At 63.3% G+C, this 16,815-nt stretch carries 13 protein-coding genes; 5 read left to right on the top strand and 8 right to left on the bottom strand.

Going from position 1 to position 16,815, the window contains the following annotated elements:
• Nucleotides 1–2: 2 nt before the first annotated feature.
• From JAB6_RS13540 to JAB6_RS13515, 6 genes are all read right to left on the bottom strand, one after another.
• Entirely contained in the window at nucleotides 3–1,145 is a 1,143-nt protein-coding gene (locus JAB6_RS13540) for a sugar ABC transporter permease (protein ID WP_034783811.1), read from the bottom strand.
• Nucleotides 1,142–2,713 carry a D-xylose ABC transporter ATP-binding protein gene (xylG, locus tag JAB6_RS13535; RefSeq protein WP_070303243.1) on the bottom strand — a complete coding sequence of 524 codons (1,572 nt, stop codon included), beginning with the start codon at nucleotides 2,711–2,713 and terminating at the stop codon, nucleotides 1,142–1,144. The genes JAB6_RS13540 and xylG overlap by 4 nt, the downstream gene beginning before the upstream one ends.
• 196 nt (nucleotides 2,714–2,909) lie before the next feature.
• Nucleotides 2,910–3,911 (bottom strand): D-xylose ABC transporter substrate-binding protein, encoded by a 1,002-nt coding sequence (gene xylF, locus JAB6_RS13530; RefSeq protein WP_058050971.1) that lies wholly within the window; start codon nucleotides 3,909–3,911, stop codon nucleotides 2,910–2,912.
• A 113-nt stretch (nucleotides 3,912–4,024) separates the two neighbouring features.
• Entirely contained in the window at nucleotides 4,025–5,812 is a 1,788-nt protein-coding gene (locus tag JAB6_RS13525) for an IlvD/Edd family dehydratase (RefSeq protein ID WP_070303242.1), read from the bottom strand.
• Entirely contained in the window at nucleotides 5,809–6,576 is a 768-nt protein-coding gene (locus JAB6_RS13520; RefSeq protein ID WP_070303241.1) for an SDR family NAD(P)-dependent oxidoreductase, read from the bottom strand. The genes JAB6_RS13525 and JAB6_RS13520 overlap by 4 nt, the downstream gene beginning before the upstream one ends.
• 27 nt (nucleotides 6,577–6,603) lie before the next feature.
• On the bottom strand, nucleotides 6,604–7,764 hold the full coding sequence (locus tag JAB6_RS13515) for a fumarylacetoacetate hydrolase family protein (RefSeq protein WP_070303240.1): 1,161 nt from the start codon (nucleotides 7,762–7,764) through the stop codon (nucleotides 6,604–6,606).
• 375 nt (nucleotides 7,765–8,139) lie between these two features.
• Between JAB6_RS13515 and chvE the strand changes: the two genes are divergently transcribed.
• The 3 genes from chvE (at nucleotide 8,140) to mmsB (ending at nucleotide 12,078) form a co-directional block, all read left to right on the top strand.
• Nucleotides 8,140–9,216, top strand: a complete 1,077-nt coding sequence (gene chvE / locus JAB6_RS13510; RefSeq protein ID WP_034783821.1) for a multiple monosaccharide ABC transporter substrate-binding protein — start codon at nucleotides 8,140–8,142, stop codon at nucleotides 9,214–9,216.
• 113 nt (nucleotides 9,217–9,329) lie between these two features.
• Nucleotides 9,330–10,871 carry a multiple monosaccharide ABC transporter ATP-binding protein gene (mmsA, locus tag JAB6_RS13505; protein ID WP_070303239.1) on the top strand — a complete coding sequence of 514 codons (1,542 nt, stop codon included), beginning with the start codon at nucleotides 9,330–9,332 and terminating at the stop codon, nucleotides 10,869–10,871.
• Nucleotides 10,861–12,078, top strand: a complete 1,218-nt coding sequence (gene mmsB / locus JAB6_RS13500; protein WP_034752728.1) for a multiple monosaccharide ABC transporter permease — start codon at nucleotides 10,861–10,863, stop codon at nucleotides 12,076–12,078. The genes mmsA and mmsB overlap by 11 nt, the downstream gene beginning before the upstream one ends.
• A gap of 68 nt (nucleotides 12,079–12,146) precedes the next feature.
• On the opposite strand, the gene JAB6_RS13495 is transcribed toward mmsB, so the two are convergent.
• Together JAB6_RS13495 and JAB6_RS13490 are read right to left on the bottom strand one after the other, a co-directional pair.
• Entirely contained in the window at nucleotides 12,147–13,781 is a 1,635-nt protein-coding gene (locus JAB6_RS13495; RefSeq protein WP_070303238.1) for an NAD(P)-binding protein, read from the bottom strand.
• Nucleotides 13,781–15,292, bottom strand: a complete 1,512-nt coding sequence (locus JAB6_RS13490; protein ID WP_070303237.1) for a polyamine aminopropyltransferase — start codon at nucleotides 15,290–15,292, stop codon at nucleotides 13,781–13,783. The genes JAB6_RS13495 and JAB6_RS13490 overlap by 1 nt, the downstream gene beginning before the upstream one ends.
• A 60-nt stretch (nucleotides 15,293–15,352) precedes the next feature.
• Here JAB6_RS13490 and JAB6_RS13485 point away from each other — a divergent pair, with 60 nt between their 5' ends.
• Nucleotides 15,353–15,739 (top strand): DUF350 domain-containing protein, encoded by a 387-nt coding sequence (locus tag JAB6_RS13485; RefSeq protein ID WP_070303236.1) that lies wholly within the window; start codon nucleotides 15,353–15,355, stop codon nucleotides 15,737–15,739.
• A gap of 31 nt (nucleotides 15,740–15,770) precedes the next feature.
• Nucleotides 15,771–16,805, top strand: a complete 1,035-nt coding sequence (locus tag JAB6_RS13480) for an SPFH domain-containing protein (RefSeq protein ID WP_070303235.1) — start codon at nucleotides 15,771–15,773, stop codon at nucleotides 16,803–16,805.
• Nucleotides 16,806–16,815 lie beyond the last annotated feature (10 nt).

Below are 16,815 nucleotides of genomic sequence, written 5' to 3'. Positions count from 1 at the left end.
GGCTAACGACGCCCTGCTCGCGTGCTGACATCGACCCACACGGCCAAAGTGAGGATACTGCCTTTCACGATCATCTGCCAGTAGGTGTCCACGTCCAGCATGGACATGCCGTTATCGAGGCTGGCCATCACCAGCGCGCCGATCAGGGCGCCGTACACGGTGCCCGAGCCGCCGCGCATCGAGGTGCCGCCGATGAAGCAGGCGGCGATCGCGTCGAGTTCGCTGAAGGTGCCGGCCGATGGCGAACCGGCCGCCAGTCGGCCCGTATTGATCAGGCCAGCCAGCGCGCACATCAGGCCCATGATGCCGAAGATCCACAGCTTGACGGCTTTTACGTTGATGCCGGACAGGCGCGTCGCCTCCATATTGCTGCCGACGGCATAGATGCGGCGGCCGAACACGGTCTGGCTCGTGATGTAGCTGAACAGTCCCAGCAAGGCCAGCAGCAACAGCACGGGCAACGGGATACCTTCATAGCCGTTCAGGGTTTGCACGAAGGCATACAGCACGGCGCCGATGACGGCCAGGCGCAAGCCATCGGCCCAGGGCGCCGTCTGCGGCAAGCCATGCTGGGCACGGCTGGCGCGCGCGCGCCACGTCAGGAAGGCGGCCAGCAGGAACAGGCCGATACCCAGCACGATGCCGGGCACCGCAGGCAGGTAGCCCTGCCCCAGGTAGACCATCGGCTCGGAGACGGGCGCGATCGTGATGCCGCCCGTGATGCCCAGCAGGATGCCGCGGTACGCGAGCATGCCGCCCAGCCCGACGATGAAGGATGGGATGCCCCGGTACGCCGTCAGATAGCCATTCAAGAGGCCGATCACCAGGCCGCAGCCGAGTACGGCCGCCAGGTTCAGCGCCAGCGGCCAGTGCTGCGTGACGTCCAGCACGGCGGCGATGCCGCCGAGCAGCCCCAGCAGGGAGCCGATCGACAAATCGATCTCGCCGGCGATAATCACCAGCACCATGCCGCAGGCGAGGATGCCGGTGACGGACATCTGGCGCAGCAGGTTAGACAGGTTGCGCGGCGTGAGGAAACTGCCTTCCGTCTTCCACGAAAAGAAGGCCCAGATCAGCGCCACGGCGATCAGGAGGGCCAGCATCTTGTATTGGGTGAACAGCTGTTTGATACTGTGCGGTTTCATGCTGCGGTTTCCTTGTTTGCGGTGTTGGCGGCGGGTGCCGGGCGCTGGTCGAGCGCTGCCGCCAGCACGGTTTCCTGGCTCAGGCCATCGTTGATAAAGTCGCCGCGCAGGCGGCCTTCGCCCATCACCAGCACGCGGTCGGACACGCCCAGCACTTCGGCTAGTTCCGACGAGACCATGATGATGGCCACGCCCTGGTCGGCCAGCGCCAGCATCAATTTGTAGATTTCATATTTGGCACCCACGTCGACGCCGCGCGTGGGCTCGTCGAGGATCAGCACGCGCGGGCGCGTCAGCAGCATCTTGGCCAGCACGGCCTTTTGCTGGTTGCCGCCCGACAGGCTCGTGATGGACAGCGACGGGCTGGCCGCCTTCAGTTCCAGCTTCGCGATCTCGCCGCGCACGGCCGTCAATTCCGCCTCGCCGTCGATGCGCGTGGCGCGCGTGAATTCCTCCAGCACGGCCAGGGTGATGTTCTGCCCCACGTCGAGATCCGGCACGATGCCGTGATGCTTGCGGTCTTCCGGCACCATGGCCAGGCCCATGGCGATGGCCTTTTGCGGCGAGCGGGTATCGATCTTGCGGCCATCGAGCCACACTTCGGCCTGGCACGGCCCCTGGTAGGCGCCGAACAGGGCCGAGACGAGCTCCGTGCGCCCCGCTCCCACCAGGCCGGCGATGCCGAGGATCTCGCCCTTGCGCAGGGTGAACGACACATCGTCGACCCGCTTGCGCTGCGGGTTGTCGGCGTCGATGCAGGTCACGTGGCGCGCCTCGAACAGCACTTCGCCGATAGGTGCCGGCTGCGCACGCTGCGGATACAGCTGGCTCATTTCACGGCCCACCATTTGCGCGATGATGCTCTCGACGTTCATCTGCGCCATCGGCGTGGTGGCGATATGCTTGCCGTCGCGGATGACGACGATGGTGTCGCAGATGGCCGCCACTTCATCGAGCTTGTGCGAAATGTAGATGCAGGTGACGCCCTTGGCCTTCAGCGCGCGCAGGATATCGAGCAGCACGGCGATTTCCGATGCCGTCAGCGACGACGACGGCTCGTCGAGGATCAGCAAGCGCGCATTCTTGTTGAGCGCCTTGGCAATTTCCACCAGCTGCTGGTGGCCGCCGCCGTAATTCATCACGGGCTGCGCCACGTTCAGTTCGGGAATTTTCAGTTCGCGCAGCAGCTCGTCGGCGCGCTTGTACATGGCCGCGTAATGCATGCGCCCGCCGGGCAGGGTCAGTTCGCGGCCCATGAAGATATTCTCGGCCACGGACAGCTGCGGCACCAGCATCAGTTCCTGGTGGATGATGATGATGCCCGCGTCTTCCGTGTCGCGGATCGATTGCGCGCGCAGGGGCTGGCCATCCCACAGGATCTCGCCATCCCAGGTGCCGTGCGGGTACACGCCGGACAACACCTTCATCAGGGTCGACTTGCCGGCGCCATTCTCGCCGCACAAGCCGATGCACTCGCCGGCCCGCACCTGCAGGTCGATGCCGTCAAGCGCGCGGACACCGCCAAACTGTTTGACGATGCCTTTCATTTCAAGCAGATAGTCGGACATGCTCACTCTCGTTGCGGATACGGGGAAATGTCGGATTACGCGGCGCCCATGGCGCCGCTAATCCGACCTACGGCCGGTGCGGACGGCCGACACCACCACCGGCGTTTCCGGTGCCGGCGATTGTCGGAGAACGGCCGGTGCGGGCAATCGTAGGTCGGCTTAGCGCGCAGCGCGCAAGCCGACATCAAGCGGGTGGTCAATTACCCAGCTGCGCCTTGGTATAGAAACCGTCGTCAACGAGAATGTTCACATTCGCCTTGGTCAGCGGCGTTGGTTTCAGCAGCACCGTGCTGACCTTTTTCAGGCCGTTGTCATAGCTGGAGTTGTAAGCCGGCTTTTCATTGCGCGCCAGTTGCACGGCCAGCTTGGCCGCTTCCGCAGCGATGGTTTTCAACGGTTTGTAGACGGTCATCGACTGCGTGCCGGCGATGACGCGTTTCACGGCCGCCAGATCGGCGTCCTGGCCCGAGACCGGCACCTTGCCGGCCAGTTTTTGCGCGGCCAGGGCCTGGATGGCGCCGCCTGCCGTGCCGTCGTTCGAGGCGACGATGGCGTCGATCTTGTTGCCATTGGCCGTCAGCGCGTTTTCCACGATGGACAGCGCTTCGGTGGCGCTCCAGTCCTTCACCCACTGCTGGCCGACGATCTTGATATCGCCCTTGTCGATGAACGGTTTCAATACCTTCATCTGGCCTTCGCGCAGCATCTTGGCGTTGTTGTCGGTCGGCGAACCGCCCAGCAGGTAGTAATTGCCCTTCGGCTGCAGCTTGGTCACGCCTTCGGCCTGCATCTCGCCCACTTTCTCGTTGTCGAACGAGATATACGCGTCGATATCGGCGTTCAGAATCAGGCGGTCATACGACAGCACCTTGATACCGGCCTTTTTCGCTTCCTTGACGGTGTTGTTGAGGACCGTCGCGTTGAACGGTACGATCACCAGCACGTCCACGCCGCGCGAGATCAGGTTTTCGATCTGCGAAATCTGGCGCTGCTCGCTGGCGTCGGCCGATTGCACGAAGACCTTGGCGCCCTGCTTTTCGGCGGCGGCGATGAAGAAATCGCGGTCGCGCGTCCAGCGTTCCACGCGCAAATCGTCGATGGAAAAGCCGATTTTCGGGTTTTTGGCGTCAGCCAGGGCGGCGCTGCTTGTCAATGCCAGCATGGCGGTCATGATGGCTGCGCTGATGATCTTGTTCATTGTGTGTCTCCTAGTGGATGTTATTAACAACGTTTTTTAACTGCGGGTACTGCTGAAAAATTTTATGTCTGTGGTGGTGTCGGCTTACGCGCGGAGCGCTAAGCCGACCTACATCAATGGTTATGGCGCGGCAGGGTCTGGCCCACGGCGCGGTATTTCAGCGCCAGCTCCATGCAGGCGCCCGTTTCCAGCTGGCCCACGCTGGCGCGGTAGATTTCCTGCCATGGCGTGGCGCTGTCGTTGACGGGCGGCGGCAGCTCTTTGGCGCGGCGCGCCAGCTCAGCCGCATCGACCAGCATGTCGCACTGGCCACCGTGCAAGTCCACGCGGATGATGTCGCCCGTACGCAGCAGCGCCAGGCCACCGCCCACGGCGCTTTCCGGCGACGCGTTCAGGATCGAAGGACTATCCGACGTACCCGACTGGCGTCCATCGCCCAGGGTCGGCAGGTTCAGAATGCCGGCCTTGAGCAAGGCGTCGGGCGGTTGCATGTTGACCACTTCGGCCGAACCGGGCCAGCCCACGGGACCTGCGCCGCGCATGACCAGCATGCAGCTGTCGTCGATGTTGAGCGCCGGGTCGTTGATGCGCGCGTGGTAGTCGCTTGAACCATCGAAGACGATGGCGCGCGCCTCGAACACGCCTTCGCTGCCGGGACGCGACAGGTAGCGCTCGCGGAAAGCGGGCGAGATCACGCTGGTCTTCATGATGGCGAAGTCGAACAGGTTGCCCTGCAAGGCCATGAAACCGGCCTTTTCCTTCAGCGGTGCGGCAAACGGGCGGATCATCTCGCGGTCCGCGCTTTCGCGTCCGGCCAGGTTCGCCGCCATCGTCTGGCCCGTGACCGTCAACCGGTCCGCATGCAGCAAGCCCGCCTGCTGCAACTCCCACATCACGGCCGGCACGCCGCCGGCGCGGTGGAAGCGCTCGCCCAGGTATTTCCCGGCCGGCTGCATGTTCAGCAGCAGCGGCACGTCGTAGCCATGTTCCATCCAGTCGCTCGAGTGCAATTCCACGCCCGCATGGCGCGCCATGGCCATCAGGTGCGGCTGGGCGTTGGTGGAACCGCCGATGGCAGCGTTGACGATGATGGCGTCCAGGAACGCCTCGCGCGTGAGGATGCTCGACGGGCGCACGTCCTCATGCGCCATGGCGACGATTCGGCGTCCCGTTTCATAGGCGATCTGGCCCCGTTCGCGGTATGGCGCGGGAATGGCCGAGCAGCCCGTCAGGGACATGCCCAAGGCTTCCGCCAGCGCATTCATGGTCGATGCCGTGCCCATGGTGTTGCAGTGGCCGGCCGACGGCGCGGAGGCAGCGGCGATCTGCAGGAATTTGTCGTTGTCGATCAAGCCGGCGGACAGCTGGCGGCGGCCCTTCCAGATGGCCGCGCCGGAACCCACCAGTTCGCCGTCCATCCAGCCGTCGAGCATGGGACCGCCCGACAGCACGATGGCGGGAATGTCCACCGTGGCGGCGGCCATCAGCTGGGCCGGCGTCGTCTTGTCGCAGCCCGTCGTCAGCACCACGGCGTCGATCGGGTAGCCGTGCAGGATTTCCACCAGGCCCAGATACGCAAGGTTGCGGTCCAGCGCGGCCGTGGGACGGCGGCAGTTTTCAAAGATCGGGTGCAGCGGGAATTCCATCGGGATGCCGCCCGCATCGCGGATGCCGTCGCGCACGCGCTGCGCCAGTTCCAGATGGATGCGGTTGCAGGGACTGATATCGCTGCCGCTTTGCGCAATGCCGATGATGGGCCGGCCCGAACGCAGCTCCTCGGCCGTGATGCCGTAGTTCATGAAGCGCTCGAGGTACAGCGCCGTCATGTCGATGTGGTCGGGATTGTCGAACCAGTCCTGCGAGCGGAAGCGCCGCGCCGGGTGTTTGCCTGCGGTGCTCATGCGCCGTACCAGCCTGCGTCGACGTAGTATTCGCGTCCCGCGCACTTGGCCGCATTGTCCGACGCGAGAAACAGCGCCAGCGCCGCCACGTCTTCGGGCTCCACGCGCAGCTGCAGGCATTGGCCCTGCAGAATCACGGCTTCCGCTTCCGGCGTATGCCACAGCTTTTCCTGGCGCGGCGTGCGCACGGCGCCAGGAATGATGCAGTTGACGCGGATGCCGTCGACGCCCAGGTCGCGCGCCAGGCCACGCGTCAAGCCCTCGATGCCGGCCTTGGCCGTCATGTAGATCGACAGGCGCGCTTGCGCCAGGTGCCAGGAAATCGAGCCCAGGTTGAGAATCACGCCGCTGCCCTTGGCGCGCATGGCCGGCGCCACGGCCTGGGCGCAGAAATACTGGTGGCGCAGGTTGACGGCCATGCGCTCGTCCCAGTAGGCGGGCGTGACGTCCTGCAGTTCGTGGCGGTCGTCATTGGCCGCGTTGTTGATGAGGATATCCGTGGCGCCCGCGCTGTGTGCGATCTCGGCGAAGGTGGCGGCCAGGGCACCCAGGTCCGTCAGGTCGCAATAGCGGAAAACGGGCGGCTGCGGCAGGTGGGCCAGCTTGTCCTGCAGCGCCAGCGACGCCTCGCGGGCGATATCGAGAAAGGTGACGTGGGCGCCCTGGCGCGCGAACGCCTCGACGATGGCCACACCGATGCCGGTGCCGCCGCCCGTGATGACGACGCGCTTGCCGGCCAGGCTGGAATAAATTGCATGCTGCATGGTGTCTCTCTTTTTAAAATAATCGGATCAAAGCAAGCCGCGCTGGGCCAGGTTCTGGTACAGCGCGCGCACGCCGAACGTCCAGGGGGCAATCGCATCGCAGCGCTGCACTTCGTTGACCAGCGCACCCAGCGAAGCGCTGGCAATCGTCACCCGGTCGCCCAGGTGGTGCGTAAAGCCGCCGCCCTGCGCGCCGCGGTCCTTCACGGGCGAGAACATGGTCCCGAGGAACAGCATGAAGCCGTCCGGATACTGGTGGTACTGGCCTGCCGTCTGGCGCACGAGGTCGAGCGGGTCGCGGCTGATTTCGCGCATGAAGCTGGCGCCTTCGAGCACAAAGCCGTCGTCAGTGCCTTCGATCAGCAGCGACACTTCCGCCTCGCGCACGGTGTCGAGCGTAAAGTGCTCGTCGAACAGGCGGATGAAGGGGCCGATGGCGCAGGAGCCGTTGTTATCCTTGGCCTTGCCCAGCAAGAGGGCGCTGCGCCCTTCGATATCGCGCAGGTTGACGTCGTTGCCCAAGGTCGCCCCCAGCACCTCGCCACGGCTGTTGACGGCCAGGACGATCTCGGGCTCCGGGTTGTTCCAGGCGGACGATGGCAGCAAGCCCACCTGCGCGCCGCAGCCGACCGACGACATCGGCTGCGCCTTGGTAAACACTTCCGCATCGGGGCCGATGCCCACTTCCATGTATTGCGACCAGGCGCCGCGCTGTTGCAGCTGTTGTTTCAGGCGCTGCGCCGCGTCCGAGCCAGGCTTCAGTGCCGACAGGTCGCCGCCCAATGTCATTTGCAGGGCGGTGCGCAGGCTCGCCGCGCGCGCCGCGTCGCCGCCCGCCTGTTCCTCGATCACCCGTTCGAGCAGGCTGACGGCGAAGGTCACGCCGCAGGCCTTGACGGCCTGCAGGTCGCACGGCGCCAGTAGCAGCGGCTCGCCGGCCGGCGCGGCCAGCGCCTGCTCCAGCAGTGTTTGCACGGGTCCGAGCGAGATGCCGGGCACATGGCGGACGATCTCGAGCGCATCGCTGCGCTCGAACAGCTCAGCCACCGTCGCCACCGTCTGCGTGATGTCGACCACTTCGCCGCCGCGCACGGCGACGACGCAGGGGCCGTCACGCCAGATGCGGCCGACAAGGAGGGCCTGCGCCAGGTCGGCGGGCAACAAAGAGGCGGGGGAAATCGGCTGCATGGCAAGCTTTCAAAAGGTCGTGACGGAATGGCCGGTGTTCAAGTTCGGACCGATTCTGCGCGCCGCCCTGTGTCGCCGCAATTACGAAAATCACCAAATTGAATGATGATTATTGGTATTGCAGTGCACCAAAAAAAGCCGCCGCGCGGCCCCCGTTTCCGCCCTGTCAGCAGGCGGGAAGGCGCGCCATGGCGCATTGCATCAATTGACCCATCGATATCGTTTTGGATATCACCAATGCGAAAAAAGTGATTGGTGAGGGATGGATGGACAAACTAGTATCAGCCGTGGCCTGCAATCGGCCATTCGCACGGAGCCCGCCCACTGGACGACGGCCCTGGCACATTCAACTATCGAAGACGGTGGAGACCTGAAATGAAAACAACAATGAAAATGCTGACCGCGAGCCTGGCGCTGGCCATCTCCGGCATGGCGGTAATGCCCGTGGCAAGCGCCGCAGACAAGGGCGCGATCGGCATCTCGATGCCAACCAAATCGTCCATGCGCTGGATCGCCGACGGCGACAACATGGTCAAGGTATTCAAGGAGCGCGGCTACAAGACGGACTTGCAGTTTGCCGACGACGATATCCCGAACCAGCTGGCGCAGGTGGAAAACATGATCACCAAGGGCGCCAAGGTGCTGGTGATCGCCGCCATCGACGGCACCACCTTGTCGAACGTATTACAAAAAGCGGCCGACAAGGGCATCAAGGTCATCTCGTATGACCGTTTGATCCGCGGCACGAAAAACATCGATTACTACGCCACCTTCGACAATTTCCAGGTCGGCGTGCTGCAAGCGGGCTATATCGAATCGGCGCTGAAACTCAAGGAAGGCAAGGGCCCGTTCAATATCGAACTGTTCGGCGGCTCGGCCGACGACAACAACGCGCACTTCTTCTACAACGGCGCGCTGTCGGTGCTGAAACCGTACATCGACAGCGGCAAGCTGGTGGTGCGCTCGAAGCAGATGGGCATGGAAAAGGTCGCCACCCTGCGCTGGGATGGCGCCGTGGCGCAAGCCCGCATGGACAACCTGCTCAGCGCCTACTACGGCAATGCGCGCGTCGACGCCGTGCTGTCGCCATATGACGGCTTGAGCATCGGCATCCTGTCCTCGCTCAAGGGCGTCGGTTACGGCACGCCGAAGCAGCCGTTCCCCGTCGTGACGGGCCAGGATGCGGAAATCCCGTCGGTGAAATCGATCATCCGCGGCGAACAGGCATCGACCGTGTTCAAGGACACGCGCGAACTGGCCAAGGTCACGGCGAATATGGTCGACGCGATGATGAGCGGCAAAACGCCGACCGTCAACGATACGAAGACCTATAACAACGGCGTGAAAGTCGTGCCGTCCTACCTGTTGAAACCGGTCACCGTCGACAAGGCGAACTGGAAGCAGGTGCTCGTCACCGGCAGCGGCTACTACACGGAAGCGCAAGTGAAATAAGCATCCAAGGTACTGAAGGCCCGGCCCTGCCGGGCCTTTCGCTTCACGCACTATCAAGAACAAGACTGCAGCACGACCGATGCCGACCAGCGCGGCCGTGCCAGAGAGGTTATATGACGAACACTATCCTGGAAATGCGCGGGATACGCAAAACATTCCCGGGCGTCGTTGCGCTCGACAATGTCAACCTGCGGGTACGCAGCGGCGAGATCCACGCCATCGTCGGCGAAAACGGCGCCGGCAAATCGACCCTGATGAAAGTGCTCAGTGGCGTCTACGGCCATGGCAGCTATACGGGCGACATCGATTACCTGGGCCAGACGCGGCACTTCCGCGGCATCAAGGACAGCGAAGAAATCGGCATCATCATCATCCACCAGGAACTGGCGCTCGTGCCCCAGCTGTCGATCGCCGAAAATATCTTCCTCGGCAACGAACCGTCCAGCATGGGCGTCATCGACTGGGAATACGCGCAAAGCAAGACGCGCGAACTGCTGCACAAAGTCGGCCTGAAAGAGTCCCCGGACACCCTGATCACCAACCTGGGCGTGGGCAAGCAGCAGCTGATCGAAATCGCCAAGGCGCTGTGCAAGGACGTCAAGCTGCTGATCCTCGACGAGCCGACGGCCAGCCTGAACGAAAGCGACAGCGCGGCCCTGCTCGACCTGCTGCTTGGCCTGAAAGCCCAGGGCATCGCCTCGATCCTGATTTCGCACAAGCTCAATGAAATTTCAAGAGTCGCCGATGCCATCACGGTGCTGCGCGACGGGAACACGGTGGACAGTTTCGACTGCCGCGTGGAACCCGTCAGCGAAGACCGCATCATCGAAAAAATGGTCGGACGCGAAATGGCGGACCGCTATCCGCCGCGCACGCCGACGATAGGCGAGACCATTTTCGAAGTGCGCGACTGGCGCGTCTTCCATCCCGAGCATGCCGACCGTCTCGTCATCAAGGGCATCAACATGCACGCGAAAAAGGGAGAGATCATCGGCATCGCCGGCTTGATGGGCTCCGGGCGCACGGAACTGGCGATGAGCATCTTCGGCCGCGCCTACGGCCAGCGCATCAGCGGCACGGTGCTCAAGAATGGCCAGGAAATCGACGTCAGCACCATCGGCAAGGCGATCGCGCACGGCCTCGCGTATGTGACGGAAGACCGCAAGGGCCTGGGCCTGATTCTCGAGGAAGACATCCAGAAGAACACCAGCCTGGCCAACCTCGATGCGATTTCGCAGCACATGGTGATCGACGAGCAGCGTGAATTCAGCGTGGCCGAGGATTTCCGCCGCAAGCTCAAGACCCGCTGCTCGAGCGTGGCGCAGAAGGTGGTCAATCTGTCCGGCGGCAACCAGCAGAAAGTGGTGCTGGCGAAGTGGCTGTTTTCGCGCCCCGACGTGCTGATCCTCGATGAACCGAGCCGCGGCATCGACGTGGGCGCCAAGTACGAGATCTACAGCATCATCAGCGACCTGGCCGCGGAAGGCAAATGCATCATCATGATCTCGTCGGAAATGCCGGAATTGCTGGGCATGTGCGACCGGATCTATGTCATGAACGAAGGCCGCTTTGCGGCAGAATTGAGCGCGGCAGAAGCATCGCAGGAGCGAATCATGCGCGCGATCGTTACACACGGAGAAAACAATGGACAATAAACTGACAGCAGGCGCGCCGGCAGCAGCAGCGCCAGCGGCCGCGCCGCAAGCGAAAAGCTATGCCGGCTTTTTGAAGAACAATATGCGCGACTACGGCATGCTGCTCTCGCTGATCGTCATCATGGGCTTTTTCCAGTACATGACCGACGGCACCCTGATGCAGCCGCTGAACCTGACCAACCTGGTGCTGCAAAACAGCTACATCGTCATCATGGCGCTGGGCATGCTGATGGTCATCGTAGCCGGCCATATCGATTTGTCCGTCGGCTCGGTGGTCGGCTTCGTCGGCGCGCTGGCGGCCGTCCTGATCGTCAACTACAACATGAATTTTGTCGCCGCCAGCATCCTCTGCCTGCTGGCCGGCGCCGTCATCGGCGGCGCGCAAGGCTATTTCGTCGCCTTCTTCAAGATCCCGTCCTTCATCGTCACCCTGGCCGGCATGCTGGTCTTCAAGGGCTTGACCCTGGCGCTGCTGGCAGGCCAGTCGGTCGGTCCCTTCCCTGAAGGCTTCCAGATGCTCAGCTCGGGCTTCCTGCCCGACCCGTTCGGCGGCGAAAACCTGCGCGGCCTGTCACTGCTGCTGGGCGTGATCGCCGCCGCGGCGCTGATCTTCACCTCGCTGCGCAGCCGCGCCAAGCAACTGAAGCACGGCATGGAAAACGAGCCGCGCGCCTTCTTCCTGCTGAAAAACGCGGTCTTCGCCGCCGTGATGGTGTATTTCAGCTATCTGCTGGCGTCGTACCGCGGCTTTCCCAACGTGCTGGCCGTCATGTCGCTGCTCATCGTCGCCTACACCTTCATTACCAACCGCACCGTGCTGGGCCGCCGCGTGTATGCCGTGGGCGGCAACGAGAAGGCGGCGCGCCTGTCCGGCATCAAGACGGAACGGGTCAGCTTCTACACCTTCGTCAACATGGGCATGCTGGCCGCGCTGGCCGGCCTGATCTTCGCGGCGCGCCTGAACACGGCCACGCCAAAGGCGGGCACGGGTTTCGAACTGGACGTGATCGCCGCCTGCTTCATCGGCGGCGCCTCGGCTTCGGGCGGGGTCGGCAAGGTGATGGGAGCCGTCATCGGCGCCTTCATCATGGGCGTGATGAACAACGGCATGTCCATCATGGGCATCGGCATCGACTACCAGCAAGTGATCAAGGGCCTGGTGCTGCTGGCGGCCGTGTTCATCGACGTCATTAATAAAAATAAATGAGAAGAACAAGGAAGCACAGGTTCGAGCCTTAGGGGGCTCTGGCCGGCGCTTGCGCCGGCCTTTTTCATTTATGTGATCGCCAGCCGCGCCGCCCTGTCGCCCCACCACGCGGCCTCTTCAAATACGGAAAAGCCCGACAGATCGGCATGCGCGAACAGGATCGCCCCATCGTGTTCGCGCAAGGCTTTGAGCCCCGCATTGCTGCGAAATCCCGGCAACGGTGCGGCCATGGCGTGGCCGCGCACGGTGATGTCGACGCGTTCGACGCAGCTGGCGAAATCGCGCCCGTACGCCGTCTTCAAATCGACGCTGGCCAGCGCCAGCAATTCTTCGGGCGTGGCCGTATCGAGCCACTTGCGCGCTTGCTGCGGTGTGCGGTCGGACAGGGCCACGTAGGCGCTGAAGACGGTTTTCTCGGGCGGACGCACGCGGATGTCCTGGTGCGTGGAGACGACATAGCCGAGGCCCGGCTCCTGGTACACGACGTTGTCCCAGCACAGCGGTGCATGCGGCAGTTCGTCGGGAAAACGCTTGAGCAGGAAATTGGCCACCATCCACGGCGCATACGCGGGCGTGTCGCGTTTCGCGTCGAAGCCATAGGCGGCGATGTTGTCCACCACGCGTGCCGCGACATACAGCGGCATGGCACAGATGGCCTTGCGCGCCTTGACCAGGTAGGTGCGCGGATGGCCATCGACCAGCTCCAGGCACAGCGCCTCCACGCCGCTGGCCGTCGTCGTGAGGGAAACCACCGTGCCCGCATGGCGTTGGACACCCGAGGCCTGCTCCATGGCCGTGGCGACCGGTTGCATGCCGCCCGGCCAGGTCAGCCAGGCGCCATTGCCCGCGTTGGCCGCCTGGCCCCAGCGGCTGCAGTAGTAATGCAGGCCGGCCCAGGCCGACACCTGGTCGTAGCGCGTGCCGTAGTCGTCGCGGCAGCAGTAATTCAGATACCAGTGCAAGGTGGGCGAGGTGTATCCCTCGCGCTCCATCCACTGTTTCAAGGTGATGGTATCGAGCGCCTGCCAGGCCGGGTCTTGCGACGATTCCACGGTAGGAAAAACGAAGACGCGCTTGCCGTCGTTGCCATGCGCCTGGCGCAGGCGCCGCACGTCGGCAAAGAAGCGCTCGTGCTGCGCCAGCTCCTCGGCGGAGATGCCTTCGGTGGGAATGAAGCCATCCTGCCACTGGCCGTTGAACAGCAAGCGCTCTTCCGGCGCATGCAGGATGTAGCGCTCGTCGTAAGTGGGCTTTTCCGCCTGCGGATCGCGCTCGATGATACCCAGGTCGAACAATATCTCGCGCACATGCGTCGATTCGGGCGACGGCAGCGGCAGGTAGTGGCCACCGGTCGGATAAGCGAGGTCGCCGAAATGGCCGCCGGCCGCGTTGCCGTAGGGCTGGGGGCCGTCGATCATGAGGAAATCCTTGTGCCCCAGTTTATTCAGCCGCCAGGCGGCCGTCAGGCCGGCGATGCCCGAGCCGAGGATGGCCACGTCGGTGGTGATGGTTGCCGAGGGCGCCGGCAGCGCCTTGCGCTCGCGCAGCAGCTCACGCAAATAATGGCCCTCGCTGCGGCCCGGGTACAGCACCTTCGGCGTGATTTCCTGCCAGCGCAGGTAGGCGGCGATGCTGCCGATGCCGGCGGCGGCCGCCGCTGCCGTGCCGCCGGCGGCCCACAGCATGAAGGAACGGCGCTGCATCAGCGGATCACCCGGTTCCAGTCCTGCTCGAATTCATGCACGAGCGACTGGGTGTTGAGGCGGTTCGGCGCCATCGGCAGCGGCTGCATATCGGGCGGGAAGATGAACATTTCGCGCGTGGTGTCCGCATTCAGGTAGCGCATGGGCAGGCGATAGCTGGTGGGCGGTGTGTAGTCGAGCTGGGGCGAGGCGAGGATAAACCCCCATTCGCCGAACGAAGGCACGTAGGCGTGGTAGGGCCAGGTGCGCATACCCACTTCGCGCAGGGTCGAATTGATGGTCCAGTAGGCGTGCGGGGCAAAGAACGGCGACGTGGATTGCACCACCATCAGGCCCTTGGCCGCCAGGTGCTTTTTCACCAGGTCGTAGAACGGCACCGAATACAGTTTGCCGAGCGCGAAGCTGGACGGATCGGGGAAATCGACGATGGCCGCGTCGAACATGTCGCCGCTGTTGCGCAGCCAGACGGCGGCATCGGCATTGACGACGGTGACGCGCTTGTCCGAGAACGAATTATTATTCAGCTTGGCCAGTTCCGGGCGCGTGGTGAACGCGGCCGTCATTGCAGGGTCGAGGTCGACCACGGTGACGTGTTCGATCTGCGGATAACGGAGGATTTCGCGCAGCGCCAGGCCATCGCCGCCGCCCAGCACCAGCACGCGGCGCGCCCACGGCAGCGCTTCCAGCACGGGATGCACGAGCGCCTCGTGGTAGCGGTACTCGTCGCGCGAGGAAAACTGCAAATTGCCATTGATGTACAGCCGCGTATCGTCCTTCCAGCGCGTGATCACCAGGCGCTGGTAGGGCGTGGTGGTGGAATACACGATCTGGTCGCCGAACAGGCCATGTTCTCCCCAGGCCACCATGCGGTCAGACATGGCAAAGCCGGCGATCAGCAGCAGCATCACGGCGCAGGCGCGCAGCAAGCGCCCCGTGAGGTTCTTCAGTTCCGCGCGGAAGACATAGATGCTCCACAGGCCCACGCCCACGTTGAGCATGCCGAACAAAAAGCCCGTGCGCACCAGGCCCAGATACGGTGACAGCACCAGCGGGAACAGCAGGGAAACGGCCAGCGCGCCCAGGTAATCGAAGGTGAGCACGCGGCTGACCAGTTCGGAAAATTCCGTCTGGCGCGTGTTCAGGGCGCGCATCACCAGCGGCACTTCCATGCCGACCAGTGCGCCGATCAGGAACACCATCACATACAATAAGGTGCGAAATGGCGCCGCCATCCACGAAAACGTCATGAACAGGATGGCGGCCGACAGGCCGCCGATCAGGCCCACGGCCAGTTCGATGTCGACAAAGCGCGAGAGCACGTCGTCGTCCTTCACGTACTTGGAAAAGTGCGCGCCTACGCCCATGGCAAACAGGTAGCAGCCGATGATGGTGGAAAACTGCAGAATGGAGTCGCCGAGCAGGTAGCTGGACATGGCGCCAGCGATCAGTTCATACGCGAGGCCGCAGGAAGCAACCACGAAGACGGACAAAATCAGAATCTTTTTGTTCATTGGACTTTTTTTTGTTCTAATATGCGTTGACGTTATCAAATACTCATTGCGAGGAAAGCCGTGCCCGCCATCCTAAACTATCTGATCCATCTTATACTGGCCGCCGCGCTGCTGATTGCCTTTTTTATCATCTACACGCGCGTCACGCCGTATAACGAAGTGCTGCTGATCCGCCAGGGTAACCAGGCGGCGGCCCTGTCGCTGGGCGGCGCGCTGCTGGGCTTTTCCGCCACCATCGCCTCGTCCCTGATGCATACGGCCGACTACCAGCAATTCTTCGCCTGGGCCTTCGGCGCCATGGTGGTGCAATTGCTCGCCTATGTGGTGACCACGCGTTTGCTGCGCATGTCGAAGGACCAGATCGAATCGAACAACAGCGCTTTCGGCGGCCTGCTGGGTGCCATTGCCCTGTCGATCGGCGCCATCAACGCCGCCTGCATTTCCTGACACCGCTTTATCTTTTTCAAGGACATTCATCATGAGCCTCGGCAGCTTTATCAAGAAGCAGTTTATCGACGTACTGCAGTGGAACGAAGAGACGGAAGGCGTGCTGGCCTGGCGCTTCCCCATGCAGGATTTCGAGATCCAGAACGGCGCCATCCTGAATGTGCGCGAATCGCAGGTCGCCGTCTTCGTCAATGAAGGCAAAATCGCCGACGTCTTCGGTCCCGGCACGCACAAGCTGACGACACAGACCTTGCCGCTGCTGACCAACCTGAAAAACTGGGACAAGCTGTTCGACTCGCCCTTCAAGTCGGACGTGTATTACTTCAGCACGCGCGTGCAGACTGGCCGCAAGTGGGGCACGCCGCAGCCGATCACCATCCGCGACAAGGATTTCGACATGATCCGCGTGCGCGCCTTCGGCATGTACTCGTACCGCATCGCCGACGCGCGCACCTTCTTCACGGAGATCAGCGGCACGCGCGAAGTCTATACGCGCGACGAGGTGGAAGACCAGTTGCGCGGCATTTTGATGTCGAGCATGGCCAGCTCGCTGGGCGGCGCGAACGTCCCCTTCCTCGACATGGCGGCCAACCAGGCGTTGATGGCGCAGGAAGTCAAGGATGGCCTGGCGCAGGCGTTTGCCCGCTATGGCGTGGGCCTCGATGAATTCAACGTGGCCAGCATCAGCCTGCCCGAGGAATTGCAGGCGGCGCTCGACGAACGCATCTCGGCCGGCATGAAGGGCGGCCTGGGCGCCGACAAGATGAGCGGCTACACGAAATTCCAGGTGGCCAATGCGATCCCGCTGGCGGCGCAGAACGAAGGCGGCATGGCCGGCATCGGCGCGGGACTGGGCGCCGGGCTGTCGATCGGCCAGGTGATGGCGCAAAGCATGGGCGGCGCGCTGCAGCAGCAGGCACCGGCGCCGGCGGCGCCGCCAGCCCCCGCGGAAGAACCGATCGAGGCGCGCCTGGAAAAACTCAAAGGCTTGCTGGACAAGGGTCTCATCTCGCCGGCCGACTACGACGGCGCCAAGGCTGAACTGCTGAAAAAACTGATCGGCTAAGCGCGACTGC

The sequence above is a fragment of the Janthinobacterium sp. HH104 genome (assembly GCF_001758715.1).
In the GTDB taxonomy this organism is placed as follows: Bacteria; Pseudomonadota; Gammaproteobacteria; order Burkholderiales; family Burkholderiaceae_D; genus Janthinobacterium; species Janthinobacterium aestuarii.
Note: the sequence above shows the minus strand (reverse complement) of the source record. Positions and strands in the feature narration are given on the sequence as shown.